21 protein-coding genes and 1 riboswitch are annotated in these 21,447 nt (G+C 44.0%); all 21 genes read left to right on the forward strand.

The features are described from left to right. Nucleotides 1-327 precede the first annotated feature (327 nt). Nucleotides 328-1,656, forward strand: a complete 1,329-nt coding sequence (locus B9A22_RS02060; RefSeq protein WP_139796136.1) for an MFS transporter — start codon at nucleotides 328-330, stop codon at nucleotides 1,654-1,656. 71 nt (nucleotides 1,657-1,727) lie between these two features. Next, nucleotides 1,728-2,795, forward strand: a complete 1,068-nt coding sequence (locus B9A22_RS02065; RefSeq protein ID WP_176215358.1) for a DUF362 domain-containing protein — start codon at nucleotides 1,728-1,730, stop codon at nucleotides 2,793-2,795. 415 nt (nucleotides 2,796-3,210) lie between these two features. Next, nucleotides 3,211-4,041, forward strand: a complete 831-nt coding sequence (locus tag B9A22_RS02070) for a TIGR04282 family arsenosugar biosynthesis glycosyltransferase (RefSeq protein WP_084573949.1) — start codon at nucleotides 3,211-3,213, stop codon at nucleotides 4,039-4,041. 14 nt (nucleotides 4,042-4,055) lie between these two features. Next, nucleotides 4,056-5,138, forward strand: coding sequence for a (Fe-S)-binding protein (locus B9A22_RS02075; protein ID WP_084573950.1), 1,083 nt, complete (start codon nucleotides 4,056-4,058; stop codon nucleotides 5,136-5,138). A gap of 28 nt (nucleotides 5,139-5,166) precedes the next feature. Next, on the forward strand, nucleotides 5,167-6,117 hold the full coding sequence (locus B9A22_RS02080) for a DUF169 domain-containing protein (protein WP_084573951.1): 951 nt from the start codon (nucleotides 5,167-5,169) through the stop codon (nucleotides 6,115-6,117). A gap of 41 nt (nucleotides 6,118-6,158) precedes the next feature. Next, a complete protein-coding gene (locus B9A22_RS02085; protein ID WP_084573952.1) occupies nucleotides 6,159-8,354 on the forward strand; it encodes a molybdopterin-containing oxidoreductase family protein in 2,196 nt (731 codons plus the stop codon). Beyond that, a complete protein-coding gene (locus B9A22_RS02090) occupies nucleotides 8,354-8,896 on the forward strand; it encodes a 4Fe-4S dicluster domain-containing protein (protein WP_084573953.1) in 543 nt (180 codons plus the stop codon). The genes B9A22_RS02085 and B9A22_RS02090 overlap by 1 nt, the downstream gene beginning before the upstream one ends. 11 nt (nucleotides 8,897-8,907) lie before the next feature. Further along, entirely contained in the window at nucleotides 8,908-9,873 is a 966-nt protein-coding gene (gene nrfD / locus B9A22_RS02095; protein ID WP_084573954.1) for an NrfD/PsrC family molybdoenzyme membrane anchor subunit, read from the forward strand. A gap of 15 nt (nucleotides 9,874-9,888) precedes the next feature. Continuing rightward, nucleotides 9,889-10,383 carry a GNAT family N-acetyltransferase gene (locus B9A22_RS02100; RefSeq protein WP_084573955.1) on the forward strand — a complete coding sequence of 165 codons (495 nt, stop codon included), beginning with the start codon at nucleotides 9,889-9,891 and terminating at the stop codon, nucleotides 10,381-10,383. A gap of 13 nt (nucleotides 10,384-10,396) precedes the next feature. Then, nucleotides 10,397-11,185 (forward strand): MBL fold metallo-hydrolase, encoded by a 789-nt coding sequence (locus tag B9A22_RS02105; RefSeq protein ID WP_084573956.1) that lies wholly within the window; start codon nucleotides 10,397-10,399, stop codon nucleotides 11,183-11,185. 33 nt (nucleotides 11,186-11,218) lie between these two features. Beyond that, nucleotides 11,219-11,830 carry a flavin reductase family protein gene (locus tag B9A22_RS02110; RefSeq protein ID WP_084573957.1) on the forward strand — a complete coding sequence of 204 codons (612 nt, stop codon included), beginning with the start codon at nucleotides 11,219-11,221 and terminating at the stop codon, nucleotides 11,828-11,830. Beyond that, a riboswitch (molybdenum cofactor riboswitch) is annotated at nucleotides 11,831-11,961 on the forward strand. It abuts the gene before it with no gap. 140 nt (nucleotides 11,962-12,101) lie between these two features. Beyond that, nucleotides 12,102-13,082 (forward strand): GTP 3',8-cyclase MoaA, encoded by a 981-nt coding sequence (gene moaA / locus B9A22_RS02115; protein ID WP_084573958.1) that lies wholly within the window; start codon nucleotides 12,102-12,104, stop codon nucleotides 13,080-13,082. Beyond that, nucleotides 13,082-13,561 (forward strand): cyclic pyranopterin monophosphate synthase MoaC, encoded by a 480-nt coding sequence (gene moaC / locus B9A22_RS02120; RefSeq protein WP_084573959.1) that lies wholly within the window; start codon nucleotides 13,082-13,084, stop codon nucleotides 13,559-13,561. The genes moaA and moaC overlap by 1 nt, the downstream gene beginning before the upstream one ends. Before the next feature lie 56 nt (nucleotides 13,562-13,617). Beyond that, a complete protein-coding gene (locus tag B9A22_RS02125; RefSeq protein ID WP_084573960.1) occupies nucleotides 13,618-14,052 on the forward strand; it encodes an MOSC domain-containing protein in 435 nt (144 codons plus the stop codon). Between the two features lie 43 nt (nucleotides 14,053-14,095). Further along, nucleotides 14,096-15,118, forward strand: coding sequence for a molybdopterin-binding protein (locus tag B9A22_RS02130; protein WP_084573961.1), 1,023 nt, complete (start codon nucleotides 14,096-14,098; stop codon nucleotides 15,116-15,118). Between the two features lie 20 nt (nucleotides 15,119-15,138). Then, on the forward strand, nucleotides 15,139-16,386 hold the full coding sequence (locus B9A22_RS02135) for a molybdopterin molybdotransferase MoeA (RefSeq protein WP_084573962.1): 1,248 nt from the start codon (nucleotides 15,139-15,141) through the stop codon (nucleotides 16,384-16,386). 2 nt (nucleotides 16,387-16,388) lie between these two features. Beyond that, entirely contained in the window at nucleotides 16,389-17,648 is a 1,260-nt protein-coding gene (locus B9A22_RS02140) for a [FeFe] hydrogenase, group A (protein ID WP_084573963.1), read from the forward strand. A gap of 30 nt (nucleotides 17,649-17,678) precedes the next feature. Beyond that, complete coding sequence (locus B9A22_RS02145; protein ID WP_084573964.1) at nucleotides 17,679-17,990, forward strand: iron hydrogenase small subunit; 312 nt, start codon at nucleotides 17,679-17,681, stop codon at nucleotides 17,988-17,990. A gap of 15 nt (nucleotides 17,991-18,005) precedes the next feature. After that, complete coding sequence (locus B9A22_RS02150) at nucleotides 18,006-18,707, forward strand: cytochrome b/b6 domain-containing protein (RefSeq protein WP_084573965.1); 702 nt, start codon at nucleotides 18,006-18,008, stop codon at nucleotides 18,705-18,707. Nucleotides 18,708-18,814: 107 nt separating this feature from the next. After that, nucleotides 18,815-20,788, forward strand: a complete 1,974-nt coding sequence (locus B9A22_RS02155; RefSeq protein ID WP_176215359.1) for a methyl-accepting chemotaxis protein — start codon at nucleotides 18,815-18,817, stop codon at nucleotides 20,786-20,788. 37 nt (nucleotides 20,789-20,825) lie between these two features. Continuing rightward, nucleotides 20,826-21,437, forward strand: coding sequence for a molybdenum cofactor guanylyltransferase (gene mobA, locus B9A22_RS02160; RefSeq protein ID WP_084573967.1), 612 nt, complete (start codon nucleotides 20,826-20,828; stop codon nucleotides 21,435-21,437). The last annotated feature ends 10 nt before the right edge of the window (nucleotides 21,438-21,447 follow it).

A 21,447-nucleotide genomic window follows, 5' to 3' on the forward strand; every position in this document is an offset into this window, starting at 1 on the left:
TGTAGTACATAGCGTAGATCCGGCTTTATCAGAAAAACTTTGAACGCAAGGAGGGGTAGCTATACTTAGTCTTGTAATGACATTGTTAATTGCGTACCTCGTTCGGGTCTACGCAGTTTTTTACGTAATCCCTTTCCGTGACATGAAATCAAAAGTGAAGTGCTCAATTACCAATGCCATAAACTCCCAAACTATTGCTGAAAACTTATCCGATGGACTAAGTCGCTCTAAGACTCCCGCTTTTGTAAGCGGGAGTTAAGAGCGTCTAAGTCCCTGGGAGTTGGTCGTATATGTAAGCAGTAATAAAGAATCGAGGGGGAGACCGAAATGGATAAGCAAAGCCCGTTAAACAATGACAATAGCGTGTTGGCTTATCAGGCGACAGCAGTAGCAAAGCCAACAAGACAAAGAATGGTAGTAATCCTTGTTTTGCTGGTAACACTGTTAGTTGCATACCTTGACAGAGTCAACGTATCTGTATTGGTTGCAGATGAAACATTCCTCCAGGAGATGGGGATAAAAGGCGATGCCGTGGCGATGGGTTCGCTGATGTCAATGTTTTTGTTTACTTATGCAATAACTAACGCCGTGTTAAGCCCGCTCGGAGATTTGTGGGGACCGCGTAAGGTCATGGCGTTGGCAATCGTATTCTGGATAGTCTCTTGTTTTTATGGAGGATTAGTGTCTACTTTTACCGGGATGATCGTAGCCCGCTGTATCTTAGGTCTTGGAGAAGGAATGCACTGGCCGATGCAGATGAAATTTGTGAAAAACTGGTTTCCTCCGCAAGAGCGAGCGAGGGCGAACTCCACTTGGCTTATAGGTCTGTCAGCAGGCCCGGCGCTGGCAATGCCCTTCATGGTTTGGGTTGTTGGCGAATGGGGGTGGAGGACTAGTTTCTTCACATTAGCGGCAATCGGTATAATTCCGCTGCTATTGATATGGTTCTTTACTAATGATCATCCCCGTGAGAGTAGAGCCGTTAATCAACGTGAACTGGAATATATCGAGAGTGGTTTAAAGGCTGAAGCCGAAGCGGCTGCCGGCAAAATGGCAACTGTTTCTACTTCATCTTGGGAAAACTGGAAGGGATTCTTACTAAACTTTGATTATTGGCTTTGTGTTATTTTCTATGTCTTTAGTACCTCAGCTTGGTGGGGGCTGGCGACATGGATTCCATCGTTCCTCAAACAAGCCATGGGGTTTACTTGGAAAAGTATGGGGTTCTGGGCAAATGCACCTTACGCTGCGGGAGTTGTGGCCCTTATTATTGCGGGTTATCTAACAGATAAGATTGAGCGGAAATCTACTTTTGGTATTCTGCATATGCTTGGAGCGGCGACCGGCATATACTTTTCCGCCCATGCAACAGGGCAGGTGGAAGCTGCGCTTTGGCTTGTTCTTGCAGTAGCATCGCTGTTAATTGGACAACCTGGACATTGGTCAATCATACAGAAGGTTGTACCTGCTAAGGCTCTGGGAGCTGGCAGTGGCTTTGAAAGTGCGCTGGGGAGTCTTGGCGGAGCAATTACTCCACTAATTGTTGGCTATTTCATTAATGCGACCGGCAGTTATGTTGGGGGGCTGATGTGTTTAGTTACTTTTTGCCTTATTGGCGCATTAGCTATGATAACTCTCTGGTTCAGGAAGGTGTAAATAATCTTTCTACACGTTTAAACTGGTCTGTAAAATATTTATTGGAGGATGGGGCTACTTTGCAATCCCAAGTGTATTTTATTAAATTGGCAGATGGCGCAAATACGACGGAACAGGTACAGGCCATAGGTAAACTTTTCGACGTAGCTGAGGTGTCATCAATCTTTTCCAATAATGATTTTGTGGGAATCAAGTTTCATGTCGGGGAAGGGTCAAATAATACCAGGGTTAAGCCAGAGTTGATAAGCGAATTGGTATCTAAGGTAAAAGAAAGTAGCGGGGTTCCTTTTTTAACAGAAACTTCAACTTTATATAAGGGTGAACGGCATAACGCCGTTAAGCATCTCATGCAAGCTCATCGCCAAGGTTTCGGGATTGAAAACGTTGGTGCCCCCTTTCTGATGGCAGATGGGCTATTAGGCAATACAGAATACGAAGTAGCCATACCGGGTGAGCTTCACAAGACGGTGAATATTGCCAGGGAAATTAAAGGGGCCGATGCCCTTTTAGTGGTTTCTCACGCTACTGGCTGCACTTCCACCGGTTTAGGGGCGTGTATTAAAAATTTGGGAATGGGCCTAGCAAGCCGTAAAGGGAAAAGACGCCAACATTCGGCTGTACTGCCTACCGTTGAAAGTTCTCAGTGTACGAATTGCACGAAGTGTATGAGATGGTGTCCTGCTGACGCTATTGTTGAACAAAATGGTAAAGCGTATATCGTTCCCGAAAAATGTATAGGTTGTGGGGAATGTATTGCCGCTTGTCGGTTTGATGCAGTAAAGTATGATTTTACTGCTGACGAGGGTTATCTGCAAAAGAGTATGGCAGAACATGCTTATGGAGCTGTTATTGATAAGCCGGGAAAATGTTTTTATTTCAATGTGATGACAAACATGACGAGGAATTGTGATTGTCTCACTAAAAACCCGGATGAAAAGCTAATACCTGATATAGGCATTTTAGCTTCCAATGATCCTGTGGCTATTGATCAAGCAACTCAAGATTTGACCGAAGCAGCTCATGGTCATACTTTAGGAAAGCTAGCATTTCCGCATAGAAATTCCGATATCCAGATCAAACATGCGGCCCAAATTGGTATGGGGTCGCTAGCGTATAAGTTAATTGAAGTAGAGATATAGTAATTGATAGGATTCTACTCGTTAGAAAAATGACATAATTTTTTTATGGACGTCCATTGTGTTTGTCAATGCAAGCACATATATGGGGCGTCTTTCTTCTTTTTGCCGGTATGGGCTATGGAGGTCTATGAATTTGGTTTCTAAAATGAGACTCCAAAACTGAGATAATTCTCAAAATGGAAAACTGAATTTATCCAAATAAATTTTAGGAACGTACTAAACCCAGTATTTATAAGAGATATTTGCATTAAACGAATAGAAAATCGATTGGCATGAATATTGCAATTAAATATTAGCGTAAAGAAATTCTATGAAGCGCATTGAGTTAAAGTCTATAAATGAGCATATTGCATTGACCTGCTTGATGGGCTGAGATATTGAAGAAAATCGATTTGGAAATATGGGGGTAATTGTTATGCGAAATGCGATAGTAGTTTTTACGAAAGTTCCTAAGGCCGGAGAAACTAAGACCCGGCTTACAACGAATCGGGGAGGAGTATTAACCCCAGAAGAAGCAATGGCGCTTTATGAAGGCTGTGTACTTGATGTGATTAATGTCTGCCTGGCTGCCGGCAGCGGTGACGTTTTCGTATGTTACAACCATGACGGTGATCGCGAGTGCCTAGAAAATTTACTGAATCGGACCGCTGACCGCTCACAAATCAGAGAAGTATTTGCTGACCAAGGGGGGAACTTTGACCAATGCATGCAGTATGCCGCTGATTATATCTTAAAGAACGGATCAGCTAATCGACTGGCGGATAGTGTAATTATTGTCGGCGGGGATCTTCCAAGTTTGCAGCCGGCAATTATAAAGGATGCTTTACGCAAACTCGAATATTTGGCGTCAACTGACTCGGGGCTGTTAACGGCTGAAAGAAGGGAAAACACAGCTTTGAACATAGGGGCAGCTTTAGTAGAAGGCGCTTGCCAGGAAGGCGGGTTTTCTCTTGTCGGTTACACCTGTACAACGCCGTTTAGTTTCGATCGGGTATTTTATAACACTGAAGGTATAACGGCTCTAGATATGTTAGTTTCGAAGGCAATACAAGAAAACATTCCTTTCGGCGTAGTAGAGGCGGCGCCTGATGTAGATATTCCAGTAGATTTAGCAAGTATGATTCCGGTTATAAAGGCGTTGCAACTGGCAGCGCGGCATGATGAAAGTATTAAAGTACCTGTAAATACTCTTGAAGTTTTGGGGAAAAGTGGGTTGGAAAGTTCGGCTCTTCCTCCCCAACGCTAGCTATAAGAAATTCTATGAGTAATATAGCTGAGGATTGTATTGGGTGTGGCGCATGTGTTAATACCTGTGAACTGTTAAAGGAGATCGACCAAACACCGGCTATGATGGGAAAACAGGGAGTCACGGTTGACCAAGCATTTAGTTGTTCGTTATGTGGTGCCTGTGAAACTGTTTGTCCACTAAATTTGAGTCCTAAGAAATTATTTGCTGCCCGTAGAAAAGAAGCTGTACAAAATAACGAAATTGATATCGATGAGTTCAGATATTTGTTCCCTGATAGAAAAAATAATGTTATGAATACATACCGTAACTATTATGGTATTGACTACAGTGACATAGAATCTGACAGCCAGGCAAGTACCGTGTTTTTTCCAGGCTGCACCTTGTTGACCTACTCGCCAGGGTTAACCAGAGAAATCTATGATCGTCTCAAAAATAGCGGTGAGTGTCAGGAAATATGGACGGAATGCTGCGGGAAGCCGCTCGATCAGATGGGGCTGCCGCAAAGATATGAAGTTGTGCAGAAACGATTGATAGAGTCTGCAGAGCAGCGAAATATAAATAAGATCATTACGGCATGCCCAGGATGTTATTACGAGTTGAAAAGCATCTTCCAACCTCTTGGAATAAATGTTTTAACTGTATATGAAGTGATGAATTTTGAACCGTATACTGGCAAAGGGGCGTGCACCATTCATGATGCGTGTCCAGACAGACTGGAGGGGCGGTTTGCCAGGCAGGTGCGCCAGGCATTAGAGCAATGCGGGTTCTCCATCATAGAGATGGAACATAGCAAGGAGCATACAATTTGTTGTGGCAGTGGCGGGCAATTATCACATTTTCGTCCGGATTTGAAAGAAAAACTCGTGAATTTTAGATTAGACGAAGCAAGGCATTCGGGAGCAGATATTCTGGTTGGGTATTGTCTAAGCTGCGTGTTAAATTTCGATAGCAGAGCTTCTGAAATCCCAGTGACACATGTTCTTAATTTATTGTTAAATCAACGTGGAGATTTTAGCGGTGCCAAAGAGCGTGCACAACAAATGCTGGCCGGTACAAAAGGCGAGAAAATCTGGGAAAAAATTATGGCAGATTAACACCAACAGAAAGGAAGACCTAGAAAATATGAAATATAATGAACTTTCCGCAGCACTTACCAATATGCTGACACTTAGGTGGTCGCCTGTGGCTGTAAAACTGCTTAAACCGGGCGAAAAAGTTCCGGATAATGTATATGAACCCTCAGTTCCGCTCAGGCATTGCCAGGCTATTACAGTTGCGAGACGGGGAAATAGCCTGTACATGCCGCCCAGTAAGCATGCTTGTCCTGATGGGGCCGCCATTATGGGATTGATTCCTATGTCCCCAAAACTTCGGTCAGGTGAATTGTATCTATTATTTAAGAAGCTGCCTACCCTTGAATGCGCACAAAAGATGATTGCTACAAGGCAGGAATTTGATCCAGGCACTTATACTGCTACAGTAATGGCTCCACTGGAGGATGCTGAATTTGAGCCAGATGTAGTCATTTTTACGCTATATCCTGAACAAATGATGTGGTTATGTTGCGCAGCTAGTTACAGTACTGGAGAGCGGCATGCTTTTCACACATCAGGCTACAATTCAACCTGCGCCGATTTAACGGTCCAGGTTATTAGAAACCAGAAGATGAACATTTCGTTTGGATGTTATGGAGCAAGGGCTATAAGTGACATTAGCGACTTTGAAGCTTATGTTTCAGTGCCTTACCAGCAATTGAACACTCTAGTTGAATCACTTGAAAAGCTAGCTGTTAAAAGTATTCCGGAAGCGCGGCGCAAGATCTATATGCCGCCGGTTATTGATAAAGTATCTGGTGGTGGACCTGTAGCTGCAAACACTATAGAGCTTCGAATTGACGAAGAACGCTGCAATGGATGTGGTTTATGCGAGGCATTCTGCCCTGAAGCTGTGATTAAGATGGTGTCTATAGAGGGGCAACAAAGGGCAAGTGCACCGACCGCAGAAAAATGCTGTGCTTGCTACACTTGCGTAGGTCAGTGTCCGCAAAAAGCCATACAACTGACAATTCGGTAACAAGTCTGAGACTACTATTGCATGAGATTGGGGGATAAAGGATGAGCGAAATAAGAAAGACGGCATGCCATTTCTGCCATATGAACTGCGGTATGCTGGCAACAGTCGAAAACGGAGTGGTCACAAAAGTGGTGGGAGACCCTGAACATCCGTTTAATCAAGGGGCGCAATGTCCCAGGGGAGTTTCGGCATTAGACCACCTAAACCACCCCAACCGGATCAACTTTCCTCTTAAACGAGTAGGTGAACGGGGATCAGGTCAATTTGAGCGAGTATCCTGGGAGGAAGCATTAGATGATATTGCGGCACGTTTAGCTGCTCTAAAACAAAAGTACGGAGCCGAGACTATTGCTACTACAGGGGGCACCAACAGAACCGACGATTTTGCCAGGCGGCGTTTTTTCAATCTGGTGGGCAGTCCGAATGTTGTCCATACTGCTCCTGTGTGTTGGATACCTAACTTCTTAACTGAGGCAGCTTCCTACGGTTGGGCTGCTTTCGATCCAGAAGTTGCGGGTGCAAAATGTGCTGTAATCTGGGGTCATAACGGAGGGGCCTCGTATTTACCGGAAATGCGTGGCATGTTACAGGCTAAAGCAAATGGAACGAAAATTATCGTTATTGATCCGAACTACAGTGAAACAGCCTCCAAAGCTGACATCTGGCTGCCGCTAAAACCGGGTTCAGACAACGCCCTTGCACTTGCCTGGTTAAATGTCATCATTAATGAAGGCCTATGTGATTATCAATTTATCGAAGAATGGACAGTTGGCTTTGAAGAACTATGCGATAGAGTCCAGGAGTACACTCCCGAATGGGCAGCCGAAAAAACCGGTGTATCTCCGGAATTGATTATTGAGACAGCCAGAATTTATGCTATGAGCAAACCTGCTTGTATCGTGTGGGGCGTTGCTACTGACCAATTAGGTAAAGGAAGTGCAGCTTCAGCTCAAGCACGGGTAGCTCTGCGGATTATTTGCGGTAATTTAGACGTTCCGGGCGGCGATGTTATGCCAGGGCCTCATCCGCTCTTTATCACTGACTGGGAAATGGAATTAAATGAAATGCTGCCAGAAGAGCAGCGGGTAAAACAACTAGGATCAGAAAGGTTCAAACTTAATACTTGGCCGGGTTATCAGCTTTTAACCGAAAATATGCTTCGTGTATGGGGTAAAAGCATACCAGCAGAATGGTTTTGTGAAGCTAATCCTTCGACAGTATTTAGAGCTATGGTGACAGAAAAACCCTATCCGGTAAAAGCCTGTATCACATTGGCCAATAATCCGTTAGTATCGTACGCAAACTCCAAACTAGTTTATGAAGGATTAAAAAACCTTGATTTGTATGTAGTGATGGAGTATTGGATGACGCCGGCAGCTATGTTGGCCGATTATGTCTTACCGGCTGCTTCCTGGTTGGAAAGACCGGTTATGACTACAACCTATGGTGTTTCAGATTGGTTGATTGCCTCTGAAAGAGCAATTGAACCTATGTTTGAACGTAAGACTGATATAGAATTCTGGTCAGAACTTGGTCATAGAATGGGGCAGGCTGAATATTGGCCTTGGAAAACCGACGAAGAGATATTTAAATACCGTCTCGATCCCCTTGGTCTAGAACTTGAGAGCTACGAAGAATTTGTTCAGTGTTATCGGATGCACTTTGCTGATCGTGAGTACCGGAAATTCGAAACTCGTGGAGTTGCAACACCGTCAGGTAAAGTTGAACTAAAAATTTCAATTTTCGAACAGCTGGGCTATGATCCGTTACCGCACTACGTAGCGCCGCCGTTTAGTGCAGAAGCTAAGCCAGAGTTAGCTCAAGAGTATCCGTTAAGCCTTGTTGCCGGTGGTGGTTTCATGCCTTTTTTCCATTCCGAGCATCGGGAGATAACAAGAATTAGATTATTAAGACCCAATCCACGGGTTGCTATTAACCCTACACTTGCTCAAAAACTTAACATAAAAGAGGGAGAATGGGTCTGGATTGAGACCCCAACCGGTAAGGTTAAGCAGACTGCATTTATTACCTCGGCTGTGGCACCAGATGTTATCCAGGCAGAACGTGGCTGGTGGTTCCCTGAAAAGGAGATAAAAGATCCCAGCTTAATGGGTGTATTTGAGTCCAATATTAATGTATGCGTGGATGACGATCCGGATACCCTTGATGAGCTTTGCGGTAGTTTTTGCTCCAGGGGAATTATGTGCCGGATTTCGAAAGTGGAGGGGAACGACTAATGCATTGGGGAATGCTGATTGATTTGAGAAAATGTGTAGGCTGTCATGCATGCACTATCGCTTGCCAAAATGAAAATAAATTACCTTTTGACATGAAGTATTGTAAGGTTTCTAAAGTCGGACCGATCGGGCAATTTCCTAATTTGACTTCCTATAATATTACCATCGGATGTATGCACTGCGAGGATGCCCCTTGTGTTGACGGCTGTCCTACTGGTGCTAGTCACCATCGCGAAGACGGCATAGTGTCTATTGATCCGGAGAAATGCGTAGGCTGTCTATTCTGTATGGTGGTTTGCCCATACGGTGTACGTCAGATGAATGAGGAAAACGGAATTGTAGAAAAGTGTACCATGTGCTTCAATCGCTTAGACGAGGGGATGGTCACACGCTGCGTAGAAACTTGCCAGTTACAAGCAAGATATGTCGGTGATCTTGATGATCCTGATAGCGAGATAGTAAAACTGATACGGAAAAATAATGCACAACCATTATATCCGCATTTGGGCACAAAGCCATCAGTTTATTACATCATGCCATAGGAGGGGTTAGTATGGAAAAGCAGCAAGAATACTGGGGAAGTCTGCCGGCGTGGTACTTTTTCTTAGCCGCAATGGGGGCGATGATGTTTATTATCGTCGCGATAACAGATTTGGTTGGCAACGAAATATCCGGACAAATAAATGGCTGGGTGAGTATCGTAGCATTCGCAGTAGCTGGATTTGGTGCACTGTTACTACTCATTGAGTTAACTCATAAAAGTAGAGGACATTTGGTTAACTCACGCCCGTTTGCATCAGTTATGAGCTTTGGTTCAATATTACAAAGCTTGTATATTCCGTTAGTGTTTGTATATGCAACGTTTTTCTTCAGCTTTATTCCGTGGGCCGGATTTGGCTGGCTCAAAGAAATTGTAGCAATTTTGGCAATCATTACAGCATTCCTATATGTTTCGTACCCAGGGATTGAACTTGGCGAAGCAAAAGGCAGAGGCTTTTGGAATGGTAGTGGACTTGTTAGTGTTTTCTTAATCAACGGAGCGGCTACTGGTGCTTCAGCACTATTACTAATCTTGATGATCATGGGTTACGCTGATAATTCTTATACAGCTATAATTAGACGTTTGGCTGCCGGTCTCTTAATTGCACAGTTAATTACTGTACCGGGTTATGTATTAGGAATGAAATTATCCGCTTCTGAAGAGGCAAGACGTGGCGCAGAAAAACTATGGACGGGTGAATTCTCCCATTCCTTTTGGGTTGGCGTAGTCATACTGGGGACGTTAGTACCTTTGCTACTTAACTTGCTTTTTGCATCCGTATATTGGCTGGTTATTGCTGCAGTACTGGTTCTTGCTGGTGGAGTTTGTTTCAGACTAGACTTTTTGAGAGCAGCCGTGAGAGTAGCGCTTCCCGGTGAAGAACGGACGGAGATGAGTAAGAAAGAAATTGCTCAACTTGCCCTTTCGCTTGAAAGACGCTGGCAGGAAAAGGCTCAGTGGCTGAATCCCAAGAGATAACGACAGGTGATTTATATGTATTATAAGATCGAGTTTGCCACTAACAATGATCTAGATGAGTTGCAGTCATTATTTTTAGAATATGGTATGGGTCTTGCAGGCGACATTGAAGAACATATTTTGCTGAAAAGGGATAACGATCTGCTGGCCGGAGCGTTGCTAACTTCAATAAGTGATAGTGTATTTCATTTATCGGTGTTAGCTGTGTCACATGAGGGGCGGAGCCAGGGACTAGGTACCCAGTTCATGCAAGAGTTGCTTCGCCACCCACAAAAGTACTGTTGCGATCCGGGTGAACTAGTGCATGGTACCTTTCAAGTAACAACCGTAGCGAGAGGTACAGCAATAAACTTTTATAAAAAGAATGGGTTCGTTCCCAGCAGTTTCTCTAAGTTAGTTTCTCCTTACAACATGCAATGTAATACCTGTGAGGAGAAAGAGGAGTGTAATCCCGTTCCAATGGTGTTTTATAGTCACCCGCATATGTCCTATTGTAGTAATTTCAATTAGGAGATAATTTTGTATGGAACGCAATTTTATTCTACTTGGTACTGGTGCCGGGCCGGGCTTACCCTCATTCTTTTGTGATTGTGTAGCATGTCAGGAAGCTAGAAACAATCCTAGACTTAGCAGAACACGGAGTGGGGCATTTGTTGGGGATGAAAACAAAAAAATACTTATCGATGCATCGCCGGATTTACGGAGCCAACTTATACGTGAGAAAATCTCCGAGATTGACTGTATGTTTCTGACTCACTGGCATTATGATCATTTCGGTGGTCTGGGGGAGATTGAATATTTCGTCAAATTAAAGCGGCGTAGACCAATTCTGGCATATTTGCCGCCAAGTGCTGTACAAGAGTTTGAGGATGCTTTCCCAAATCTAGCCGATGTACTTGAAGTAAAACCATGGGAGTTTGAGAGGCAATACCATTTAGGTGGCTTTCGTTTAACTCCATTGCCTGCTAATCATGGAATTGAAACTGCGGGATTTTTAGTGGAATCAGAGCTGACTAGAATTGCTTATTTTCCTGATACTGCCGGACTTCCAGAAGCTACTGGACGAAATGTATACGAGGTTGACTGGCTGATATGTGATGCGACCTTCCATGGCGAGAATTGGTTTCCACATTCGCATATGTCAATTGAGCAAGCCATTGATCTCGGAAGAAGCACCCAGGCTCAAAAGACTGTTCTTACTCACCTAGCGATACATTATAGTCAGCCTGTAACTGAGAGCCAGCTAACTGAAAAAGTTGCAAGGTTTGGGAATGTTATTGTCGCTTATGATGGAATGCGTATTAAGTTTTAGAAAGTAGATTAATTCAATTTAGAAGGTGGAGTAATGAAGAAATCCCTTGTACCTAGAGTGGTTGCAATGCCTTCACCAGTATGGGTTGTTGGAAGCTATGATGCTAATGATCACCCCAATATTATGACTGTTGCGTGGGGCGGGATATGCTGTTCAGCTCCCCCTTGTTTGACAATTTCTTTACAAAAAACACGGTTAACATACACCAATATTTTTCAGCAGAAAGCATTTACGGTCAACATACCATCGACGAACTATATTGTCGAAACGGACTATGCTGGGATTGCTTCTGGAAAAAACGATGATAAATTTACTACGACAGGTCTTACACCTATAAGAAGTGATATTGTTAACGCTCCATACGTCAAAGAGTTTCCTCTAACGTTTGAGTGCAAACTTCTGCATGCTGTTGAAATAGGGCTGCATACTCAATTTATAGGTCAAATTCTTGGAATCAAAGCAGACGATGAAGTTTTAGATCAAAATGGAGTACCAGTTGTTGGAATGGTCAAGCCAATGATCAGTAGTGCTTCAGACCGAGCATATTATGCATTCGGTGAGTGTTTAGGTCAAGCTTATTATCAAGGCTTGAAACTTGTAGATAAAAATAAGAATGAAACGAATTCGCATAGCCCATCCAAGTAAATAGAATCAGCACTCCGAGCTGTATGACCTAAAGTTATCCATGGTCTGGCAGTCTGAACCTATGGGTTCACGGGGTAGTGAAAGAAATTCCACTACCTCCCACTTTTGGAAAGGAGGCGCTTCATGAGTTTTGTCATAAAACTTCTGTGCGCTTTTCGCACAGAAGTTTTTGATTTTAATAATCAATCAGCAAGTTCACTGCACGTATTGGCATTTCAGTATCAGTATAAGCATCGCAATATTCATTTTAATAGGAAGGGAGTGAGTGTCCATGTTTGATAGTTATGCTAGAGAGATCAACTATTTGCGTGTTTCTGTTACGGACAGGTGCAATTTGCGTTGCAAGTACTGCATGCCGGAAGAGGGAATAGAAAGTCTTGGACATACGAATGTACTGGCACTGGAAGAGATTGTCCATCTCATCAGGGTGGCTGCCCGGGTTGGAATTCGTAAGGTAAGATTAACCGGCGGTGAGCCACTCGTCCGTAAGAATATCACCGATCTTGTTGAGCAAATTGCAAAGATTCCCCAAATTACCGATGTTGCTATTACGACAAATGGGGTATTGTTTGCTGACATGGCAGAAGAGCTCAAGGCCGCAGGGTTAACCAGGGTTAATTTCAGTCTGGACAGTCTTGAACCAGACAGCTTCAACTACATTACCAGCCGCGGGAGACTGAGTGATGTGACGCGATCTATTGCTAAAGCGCTGGAAATGGGTATGGCACCAGTAAAAATAAACACCGTGGTCATGAAAGGAATCAATGATCATGAAATACTTGATTTTGTTAAACTAGCTAAAGAAATGCCGCTGCACGTGCGATTTATCGAGTTCATGCCGATTGGAGATTTGCCATTTTATCAGACAGACCGGGTGGTAAGTGTCAGCGAAATCAAAGAAATTATCGAGCAGCAGTATGATCTGTATAAAGGTTCGACTGTACAAGGAAATGGCCCGGCCAAATGTTACCAAATAAACGGCGGACTTGGCAGTGTTGGTTTTATAAGCGCTATGAGTGATCATTTTTGCTCTGAGTGCAATCGTATTCGCATGACTGCCGATGGCAAACTTCGCGGCTGCTTATTCGGAAAACAAGAAATCAATTTAAAAATGGCGCTGCAAAATGGTGCTAGTGATGAAAAAATTGCACATCTGTTTAGCAAAGCAATAAGAGAAAAGCCTAACCGTCATTACATGACCGAAGGCTGGGGTGCGGATAACAAACGCAAGATGTATCAAATAGGAGGCTAATGATGGAGTTTACTCATTTTAATGCTGAGGGATATGCCCGCATGGTGGATGTTAGTGAAAAAACAGATACCGTACGTATAGCTACGGCGCAGGCGGTTGTTCGCATGCAGCCCGCTACCCTGGAGGCCATAAAGAGCGGAGGAATTAAAAAAGGTGATGTTCTGGGAGTAGCTCAGGTCGCTGGTGTTATGGCTGCAAAACATACGGCCAGTTTAATTCCCATGTGCCATCCATTGATGCTTAGTTCGGTGGATATAGAATTTGAAATCAGCGAACCAGATTCTAGCATAACTATTCAGTGCCAGGTCAAAACAACCGGCAAGACCGGTGTGGAAATGGAAGCCATCAGCGGTGCCGGCATTGCTGCTATGACAATTTATGATATGAGTAAGGCCATTGACCGCTGGATGGAAATTAGCGATATAAAGCTACTGGAAAAATCAGGCGGAAAAAGCGGCCATGTCAAGAGAGTCTTGTAAAGCAGATTGATTTAACAGTGTGTACCCTTGAATTATTAATATACGGAGGTTTTGCAATGGCAAAGGTATTGGCAATAAATATCAGTAAGGAAAAAGGGCAGCCCAAGCAAGCAATTGGAAAAGGCTATTTTGAGGTCAACTGTGGACTTAACGGAGATGCGCACGCCGGTGATTGGCACAGACAGGTAAGTCTCCTCGGAACCGAGAGTATTGATAAAATTAGAAGAATGGGATTTGACAATCTTGAAACAGGAAGTTTTGCTGAGAATATTACAACAGAAGGCATTATGCTGTTTGAACTCCCTGTCGGAACCAAACTCAAGGTAGGAGAGACTTTGCTGGAAGTGACTCAAATCGGAAAAGAATGCCATTTAGGCTGTGCCATACGGGAAAAAACGGGCGATTGTGTTATGCCCCGGGAAGGGATTTTTGCCAAAGTAATCACCCCCGGCTGGATAAAACCAGAGGATGAAATAGAGAGACTCAACTAAAACAAGCTACATCCTATGATAAAAACGGAAAGGGCTGAAGTATATGCAGATAGTCCGAGTTGAAGATGCCATTGGCAACGTGTTGTGTCATGACATTACCAAAATAGTACCTGGTGAATTTAAGGGGCAAGCGTTTAAGAAAGGTCACATCATTAAAGAACAAGATATCCCCAATCTTTTAAAGCTGGGGAAGGAACATTTGTATGTATGGGAGATTAAAGAGGGATTTGCACATGAGAATGAAGCTGGAGTACGTATTGCCCGGGCAATAAAAGGACCAGGCCTTGTCCTGACTGAACCCAGTGAAGGTAAAGTAAATCTTATAGCAGAGTATGATGGAATGTTCGCTGTGAATGAAGAGTTTCTAACAAGTATTAATATGATTGAGGAGGTTGTTGTTGCGACCCGTAACAACAACCGACCTGTAAAAAAAGGGGAAATAGTTGCTGGTGTCCGGGTTATTCCCTTACTGATTAATGAAACAAAAATAGAAATGGTTGAAGCTATTGGTCGAAAAACCAATGTCACTGCCGTTACACCGTATCGCTCTTATAAAGTGGGAATTATTACGACAGGCAGCGAGGTTTATCATGGACGCATTCAAGACAAGTTTGGGCCGGTCGTAAAAGCAAAAGTTGAAGGATTTGGGTGCAAAGTAATGCAGCACATCCTTGTCCCGGATGATATGGAAAAAATATCGCAAGCTGTGAGTGCCTTGATCGCTAATGGTGCTGATTTGATATTGACAACCGGAGGTATGTCGGTTGACCCGGATGATGTCACCCCAAGTGGAATCAGAAATGCAGGTGCGGAAATTGTAACCTACGGTGCGCCTGTATTGCCAGGATCGATGCTCATGGTGGCCTACTTGGGAAAGGTACCTATTTTAGGACTGCCAGGCTGTGTAATGTATCATAAAACGACTGTTTTTGACTTGGTTCTTCCGTTGGTTTTGTCCGGTCAACATATTACCAGACCCATGATCGTAAAGCTAGGGATGGGCGGCTTATGTCTGGAATGTGATGTTTGCCAGTACCCGGCCTGTTCCTTTGGTACTGGTGCGTAGATGGTAAGGGAGGGAAAAAAGTGAAAACAAGTATTTCCTTGGAAGAAGCCCAATCATCATTATTAGAATTAGTTCAGCCTGTGAAACAAAGTCAGGTATCTTTGTTTGATGCTGTAGGCCGAGTTTTATGCCGGGATATACAGTCAGGCGTAAACTTACCGACCTTTAATAAATCTCCTTTGGATGGCTATGCGTTACAGGCAAAAGACACAGAACAAGCTGAATTATCCAATCCCGTAATACTCGAAGTTATCGAGGAGGTACGGGCTGGTTTTATGCCTGAAAACAAAGTGATTTCTGGAAGTACGATTAAGGTCATGACCGGAGCGCCTATACCTGAAGGTGCAAATGAGATTGTTAAATATGAGGATGTAAAGAGAGAGGGGAATTTCATTAAACTGTTTTATCCCCTTACACCTGGAAAAAATGTTATCCAGGCAGGGGAAGATGTACTACAAGGAGAGACGATTGCTCAAAGGGGTACTTTGTTGACGCCGCCACTCGTTGGTTTGTTAGCAGCTATTGGCGTGGCTGAAGTGCCGGTTTACGAAAAAGTTAAGATAGCCATCCTCAGCACAGGAGATGAGCTGTTAGACCCGTCCAAAGAATTGCTTCCGGGGAAAATATATAATAGCAATCTCCACAGTTTAGGTGCATTTTGCTCACAACTAGGGGCAGAGCCTATATCCATGGGGATTGTACCAGATGAAAAAGATGCGATTGTTGAGCGAATTACGCAAGCGCTAAAGGAGTCAGATCTGGTCATCACTACCGGGGGCGTTTCGGTAGGTGATTATGATGTTGTACCAGACGCTCTTAAGCAAATCGGTGCCGATAAAATTTTCTGGAAGGTTGATATGAAGCCCGGTTCACCGGTAATCGCTGCAAAACAAAATAATAAACTGATTATTGGCCTCTCTGGAAATCCTGCAGCAGCATTGATTACATTTGACTTGATCGTTGTACCCCTAATTAAAAAAATGATGGGGCTTGAGAAACAATTCCCCGCTAAAATTTTTGCAATTCTAACAGAAAACTTTAATAAGCCTAGTCAGCAACGGCGCTTTCTCCGGGCAAAAGTGCAGAGAAACAATGAAGTGAATTATGTAAAGCTTACAGGTGAACAAAGTAATGGGGTTTTAAAATCTATGATTGATTGCAACGCATTAATTGATGTACCTGCAGGGAGTGGTCCACTCATTGCCGGACAAGAAGTTTCAGCAGTAGTTTTAGGTAATGATCATGGAAGCTTTATTGGGGAGGTCTAATTATGAAAGGATTTCAAGCCCAGGAATTAATCCGAGTTATTGAAATCAACCGCGAAGTCTGCAAAGGCTGTGATTCCTGTAAGGCATTTTGCCCGACAGAAGCAATCGACGGTAAATACGGAGCCGCGCATACTGTCAATAAGGAGAAGTGTATTTCGTGCGGTCAGTGTTTGGTAAACTGTCCTTTTGGGGCACCCAAGGATATGGTTGATGTTGTTGACAAAGTGATTGCGCAATTGAAAAACAAGCAACTAACTGTTGTCGGTACGATTGCACCGGCTGTACGGGTCGCCATTGGCGAAGAGTTTGGGATGGAGCCAGGCAGTTTAGTCACTAAAAAGCTTTATGGAACTCTCAAACAAGCCGGATTTAAAATTCTGGACACGAACTTTACTGCCGATCAAACAATTATGGAAGAAGGCATGGAACTAATCGCCAAAATCCGGCACTATGCACTGGGAGAGCCTGCTACCCATCAGCTTGGACCGCTGCCGCAATTTACATCCTGCTGTCCGGCCTGGATCAGATATGTAGAACTGTACTACCCCGAGCTTATTCCCAATTTGTCTTCTGCTAAGTCGCCGATGATGATGGCTGGTGCTTTGGCTAAGACTTATGGCGCAAAAGAAGTGTGGAAGGTAAAGCCTGAAGATATCTTTATGGTGGGTATTATGCCTTGCACCGCCAAGAAGTTCGAAGCATCAAGACCAGAGTTTGACAGTGCTGCGCACTATTGGCGCAAGCAAGGGAAAGAGGGACATTATCCTGACGTGGATGTAGTGCTTACAACCCGGGATTTGGCTCGTTTATTCAAAAAAATGAACATCGACTTTACCAATGTTCCCGAATTTGCCGATAAAGATAATCCTTTAGCCCAATATAGTGGTGCGGGAACGATATTCGGCAATACTGGTGGCGTAATGGAGGCTGCTTTACGCACCGCTTATTTTGTTATTACCGGACAAGAACTGGACGTTCTTGAATTTAAGCCAGTACGGGGGCTTGCTGGTGTGAAGGAAGCCAGCGTCACCATGAAAGACGTTAAAACCGGCAAAGAGGTTACTCTAAAAGTAGCTGTCGCGCATGGTATCAAAGATAACGTTAAGCCACTGTTAGAACAAGTAAAAGCTAAAAAATCACCGTATCATTTTATTGAAATAATGAACTGTCCTGGCGGCTGTGTTAATGGCGGCGGTCAGCCTGTTAATCCCATGGGCACCTCATGGCTTGGTAAAGCAAAGGCTATGCTGCCTTGGGCCTAAGGCCTAATGAACATCACTAGGAGGTAAAGTATGGCACGTTATGATTATGTGGAAAAAGCCGTAAAAGTTTCCCGGCGGGAATTTCTCGGTCTTGTGGGCGTAGCTGGCGCAATTATGTGGACCGGTGCCTATGTAGCGACAGATTTGGTACAGGACCGGACAAAATATATCAAAATGAGAGCCCAGGGCATCTATAAAGACGACGCCAAAGCTGAAATCCGGCAAAGTCACAACAACAAAGCGGTACAGGATGTATACGCCAAGTTCGCCCAAAACCCCCTGAGTCACTTGGCGGAAGAATTGTTCCATACTAAATATGTTAATCGCACTCAATTAGGGTAAGGAGGAGGATTTGCTATGAGTCAGCATGAGGCGCATGGGACACGGGTGCTAAAACATCCTTTTGTTTCCCGCCTGTTTCATTGGGGTTTGATTTTAGGTTTTTTACCGGCAGCCATTACTGGTTTTTTTATCTGGCTCAAGCCGTTTAGCGGTGATTTTCAGAATCTTGTAATGCAAATCCACATTAGTGGCGCGGTTATACTGACCGTTGCCGTTATCTATTATTGTATTTTTGGGTTTGACCGCATTGTTGCTTTTGTGCGGCGGATTTTTAGTTGGGATGATCGTGATATTGGCTGGATGATGGTAGGCGGCGGCTATCCGCAAAAAATGCTGCTAGGCAAGACCATCCCTGTGCCACCTATGGGCAAGATGAATTCCGGACAGAAGATGATGGGAATTGGCATGTTAATAGGTGGCATTATTTTAATTGTAACCGGATGGGGACTGTATGCGTTTATTCCGGTCGCGCCGAAACTAGCTATGTACTGGTTTGATATGATCCACCTGGTACTGGGGGTACTTTTAGGGCTGGGGGTATTTATGCACATTTTCCTTGGCATTTACAATTGGGGTGAGTTTCTGGCCATGTTTGGCGACGGAACCCAGCCTTTAAGCGAAGCCAAGCATCACAATCCAGTATGGGTTGAAAATGAAATTGAACAGATAAAAAAAGACGGTACCGTACCTGTCGCCGGTCAACAGCAAGCTGGGTAAAAGAAACTGGTAAAAATCTCGTTCATGTAGCTTTTTCCGGAACGAGACGCGTGGTTCAAGGTTCGTACAAATCTATGATGACTGCAAGTTACATGAGGAGAAAAATTGTGAAGAGTATTAGAATCAAACTGGTGGTAACAGTTGCTGCCTTATTTGTATTTGCCCTGAGTTTATTGGCCGGCTTAAACTATTGGCAAGCTAAAAACATAATAATACAAGATGTCGAAGCAGAGCTTACCAATATGTCTAAAAACTGCTCCCAAGAAACGGCAGAATGGCTTGAACGAACGAAATCGGAAATAGCAGGACTTGCTCGTTCGCCTGTTATTACCACCGGCAAAAGGGAAGAGATTGTTCCGTATCTGGCTGCAGAACTCAACACTGCAAAAATTTATGAAAGCCTGATATGGATCGATAATGCGGGGAATTATTTCGATTTCAAAGGAGAAACCGGAACTTTAGCAGAACGTGAGTATTTTAAACGGTCAATAAAGGGTGAGACAGTCATTTCCGACCCGGTAATTTCCAAAAAAACTAATAATCCAATTGTTATTATTTCGCTCCCTATTCGCAATGAGAACCGCATAATCGGCGTTTTGGCTGGTGCAATTAATATTGAAGCAGTAGAAAAACTGGTTTTGGGAGTAAAAACAGGCGAAACCGGTTATGCCTATGTTATTCAAGGCGATGGTGTAATCATCTTCCATCCAAACAAAGATATTGCCCTCAAAGTCAGTAGTCTCACTGACCCGAATGCGACCCCTGCGCTAAAAGCGGCTACAGAAAAAATGACCAAAGGGGAGCAAGGGCTTGTAAGTTATGAATATCTGGGTGTTAATAAATATCTGGCCTATGCGCCAATTAAGGGAACCAACTGGTCTTTAGGCGTAAATGTGCCTGTAAGTGAAATTATTGCGAAGTTAAATACATTTACATGGACATCGCTTGCAATAAGTATTGTAGTGTTGATTTTGGCCATTTTTGTTGTATTTATTACGGCGACCTGGATTTGTAAGCCGCTGAAAGCGCTTGAATCTGCCGCTAATGGTATTGCTGACGGTGACCTCACAGTGACTAACATTGATGTACACTCCGGAGATGAATTGGAACATCTGTCCCGCATCTTTGAAACCATGGTAAGCAATTTGCGCAGCCTGGTACAACAAATCAACGATTCTTCACAGCAGGTAGCCGCTTCATCGCAACAGCTAACAGCCAACGCTGAACAGTCAGCTCAAGTCGCTGGTCAGGTCGCCGCCTCCATTACAGACACGGCCCAGGGAGTCGACTGTCAGGTAACTACTGTAGATAAAGCACTGCAATTAGTAGAAAAAATTGCAGCCGGCGCACAGGAAGAAGCCGTTAAGACTGAGAATTCAATAGTAATTGCCAATAAGGCAGTCGAGGCAGCTACGGCAGGAAATAAGGCCGTGGACATTGCCGTTAGTCAGATGAATCATATCCGGCAAACAGTTGAAACTTCGTCCCAGGTTGTTGCCGAGCTGGGTGAACAGTCAAAGGAAATTGGACAAATTGTCGAAACGATTTCAGGGATTGCCGCTCAAACCAATCTTCTGGCCCTGAACGCGGCCATAGAAGCGGCGCGGGCAGGCGAGCAAGGCCGGGGTTTTGCCGTAGTAGCCGAGGAGGTTCGCAAATTGGCCGAACAATCGCAAGAGGCGGCCAAACAGATTGCAACCCTCATTGGCGATATCCAGGGCAAAACGGACAAGGCAGTAGTAGCCATGGTTAAGGGTACACAGGAAGTAAGGCGTGGTTCCGAAGTAGTCGATCAAGCGGGCCAGTCTTTTCTTGATATTGACAGACATATCAAAGAAGTTGCAGCCATTGCACAAGGAACGGCCAGCGGTATGAAACAACTAGTAGGCAGCAGTCAGCAAGTCGTTGAATCTATGCAAGGCGTTGAACACATCAGTCGTGAAATTTCCAGCCAGACGCAAACTATTTCTGCTGCCTCAGAGGAACAGTCGGCATCAATGGAAGAAATTGCTTCCTCAAGCCACCACTTAGCTCAACTTGCAGAACAATTGCAAAGTGCAGTTAACCGGTTTAAATTGTAGGATTAAAAAAATTATGCATCTGTTAGGGGGCAATGTCATGGCAGTTAGCGGTATAATTTTGGCAGGAGGGCGCAGTTCGCGGATGGGGCGGGACAAGACGCTGCTATCATTTAATAATGAAACACTTATCGAGCGGACGATAAAAAAACTATCGAGTTTTGTGGATGAAATTATTATTGCGAGTAATGATACAGCAAAATACAATTTCAGTGATTTTAGGGAGGTACCTGATATTTATCCAGGTATGGGGCCGCTTGCCGGCATGCACGCTGGCCTGCGTGCAGCCCAAAATCAGTATTCGTTTATAGTTTCCTGCGACATGCCGCTATTTACAGTAGAGCTGGCAAGGTACTTGCTTGAACGTAGAGCAGGATATGATGTAATAGCTCCTGAAATTCAACAATGCTGGGAACCCCTGTGTGCCGTATACTCGCGCAACTGTATAACTCCTATCGAGCAGTGTTTACAGGCCGGTGTGAGTCAGGTATATCAATTTTATCCCCAGGTAAGAGTCCTTAAAATACCGGAAAGTGAATTACAGACGGTAGGAAACCTGGAGGAACTGTTTTACAACCTTAATACACCGGAGGACTTAAACCATCTTGATCGAAAAGGGAGATATGTAAAACAGGCAGTACGGACGTCTTGAATTTTGGGTG

Source organism: Sporomusa malonica, assembly GCF_900176355.1.
Classification (GTDB): Bacteria; Bacillota; Negativicutes; order Sporomusales; family Sporomusaceae; genus Sporomusa; species Sporomusa malonica.

Excerpts from the sequence above, each read along its gene's own strand:
- B9A22_RS02130 (WP_084573961.1), top strand. The coding sequence starts at position 14,096 with ATGCAGATAGTCCGAGTTGAAGATGCCATTGGCAACGTGTTGTGTCAT.
- B9A22_RS02080 (WP_084573951.1), top strand. The coding sequence starts at position 5,167 with ATGAAATATAATGAACTTTCCGCAGCACTTACCAATATGCTGACACTT.
- B9A22_RS02140 (WP_084573963.1), top strand. The coding sequence starts at position 16,389 with ATGAAAGGATTTCAAGCCCAGGAATTAATCCGAGTTATTGAAATCAAC.
- nrfD (WP_084573954.1), top strand. The coding sequence starts at position 8,908 with ATGGAAAAGCAGCAAGAATACTGGGGAAGTCTGCCGGCGTGGTACTTT.
- moaA (WP_084573958.1), top strand. The coding sequence starts at position 12,102 with ATGTTTGATAGTTATGCTAGAGAGATCAACTATTTGCGTGTTTCTGTT.
- B9A22_RS02110 (WP_084573957.1), top strand. The coding sequence starts at position 11,219 with ATGAAGAAATCCCTTGTACCTAGAGTGGTTGCAATGCCTTCACCAGTA.
- B9A22_RS02090 (WP_084573953.1), top strand. The coding sequence starts at position 8,354 with ATGCATTGGGGAATGCTGATTGATTTGAGAAAATGTGTAGGCTGTCAT.
- B9A22_RS02085 (WP_084573952.1), top strand. The coding sequence starts at position 6,159 with ATGAGCGAAATAAGAAAGACGGCATGCCATTTCTGCCATATGAACTGC.
- B9A22_RS02125 (WP_084573960.1), top strand. The coding sequence starts at position 13,618 with ATGGCAAAGGTATTGGCAATAAATATCAGTAAGGAAAAAGGGCAGCCC.
- B9A22_RS02100 (WP_084573955.1), top strand. The coding sequence starts at position 9,889 with ATGTATTATAAGATCGAGTTTGCCACTAACAATGATCTAGATGAGTTG.
- B9A22_RS02105 (WP_084573956.1), top strand. The coding sequence starts at position 10,397 with ATGGAACGCAATTTTATTCTACTTGGTACTGGTGCCGGGCCGGGCTTA.
- B9A22_RS02070 (WP_084573949.1), top strand. The coding sequence starts at position 3,211 with ATGCGAAATGCGATAGTAGTTTTTACGAAAGTTCCTAAGGCCGGAGAA.
- mobA (WP_084573967.1), top strand. The coding sequence starts at position 20,826 with ATGGCAGTTAGCGGTATAATTTTGGCAGGAGGGCGCAGTTCGCGGATG.
- moaC (WP_084573959.1), top strand. The coding sequence starts at position 13,082 with ATGATGGAGTTTACTCATTTTAATGCTGAGGGATATGCCCGCATGGTG.
- B9A22_RS02075 (WP_084573950.1), top strand. The coding sequence starts at position 4,056 with ATGAGTAATATAGCTGAGGATTGTATTGGGTGTGGCGCATGTGTTAAT.
- B9A22_RS02145 (WP_084573964.1), top strand. The coding sequence starts at position 17,679 with ATGGCACGTTATGATTATGTGGAAAAAGCCGTAAAAGTTTCCCGGCGG.
- B9A22_RS02060 (WP_139796136.1), top strand. The coding sequence starts at position 328 with ATGGATAAGCAAAGCCCGTTAAACAATGACAATAGCGTGTTGGCTTAT.
- B9A22_RS02150 (WP_084573965.1), top strand. The coding sequence starts at position 18,006 with ATGAGTCAGCATGAGGCGCATGGGACACGGGTGCTAAAACATCCTTTT.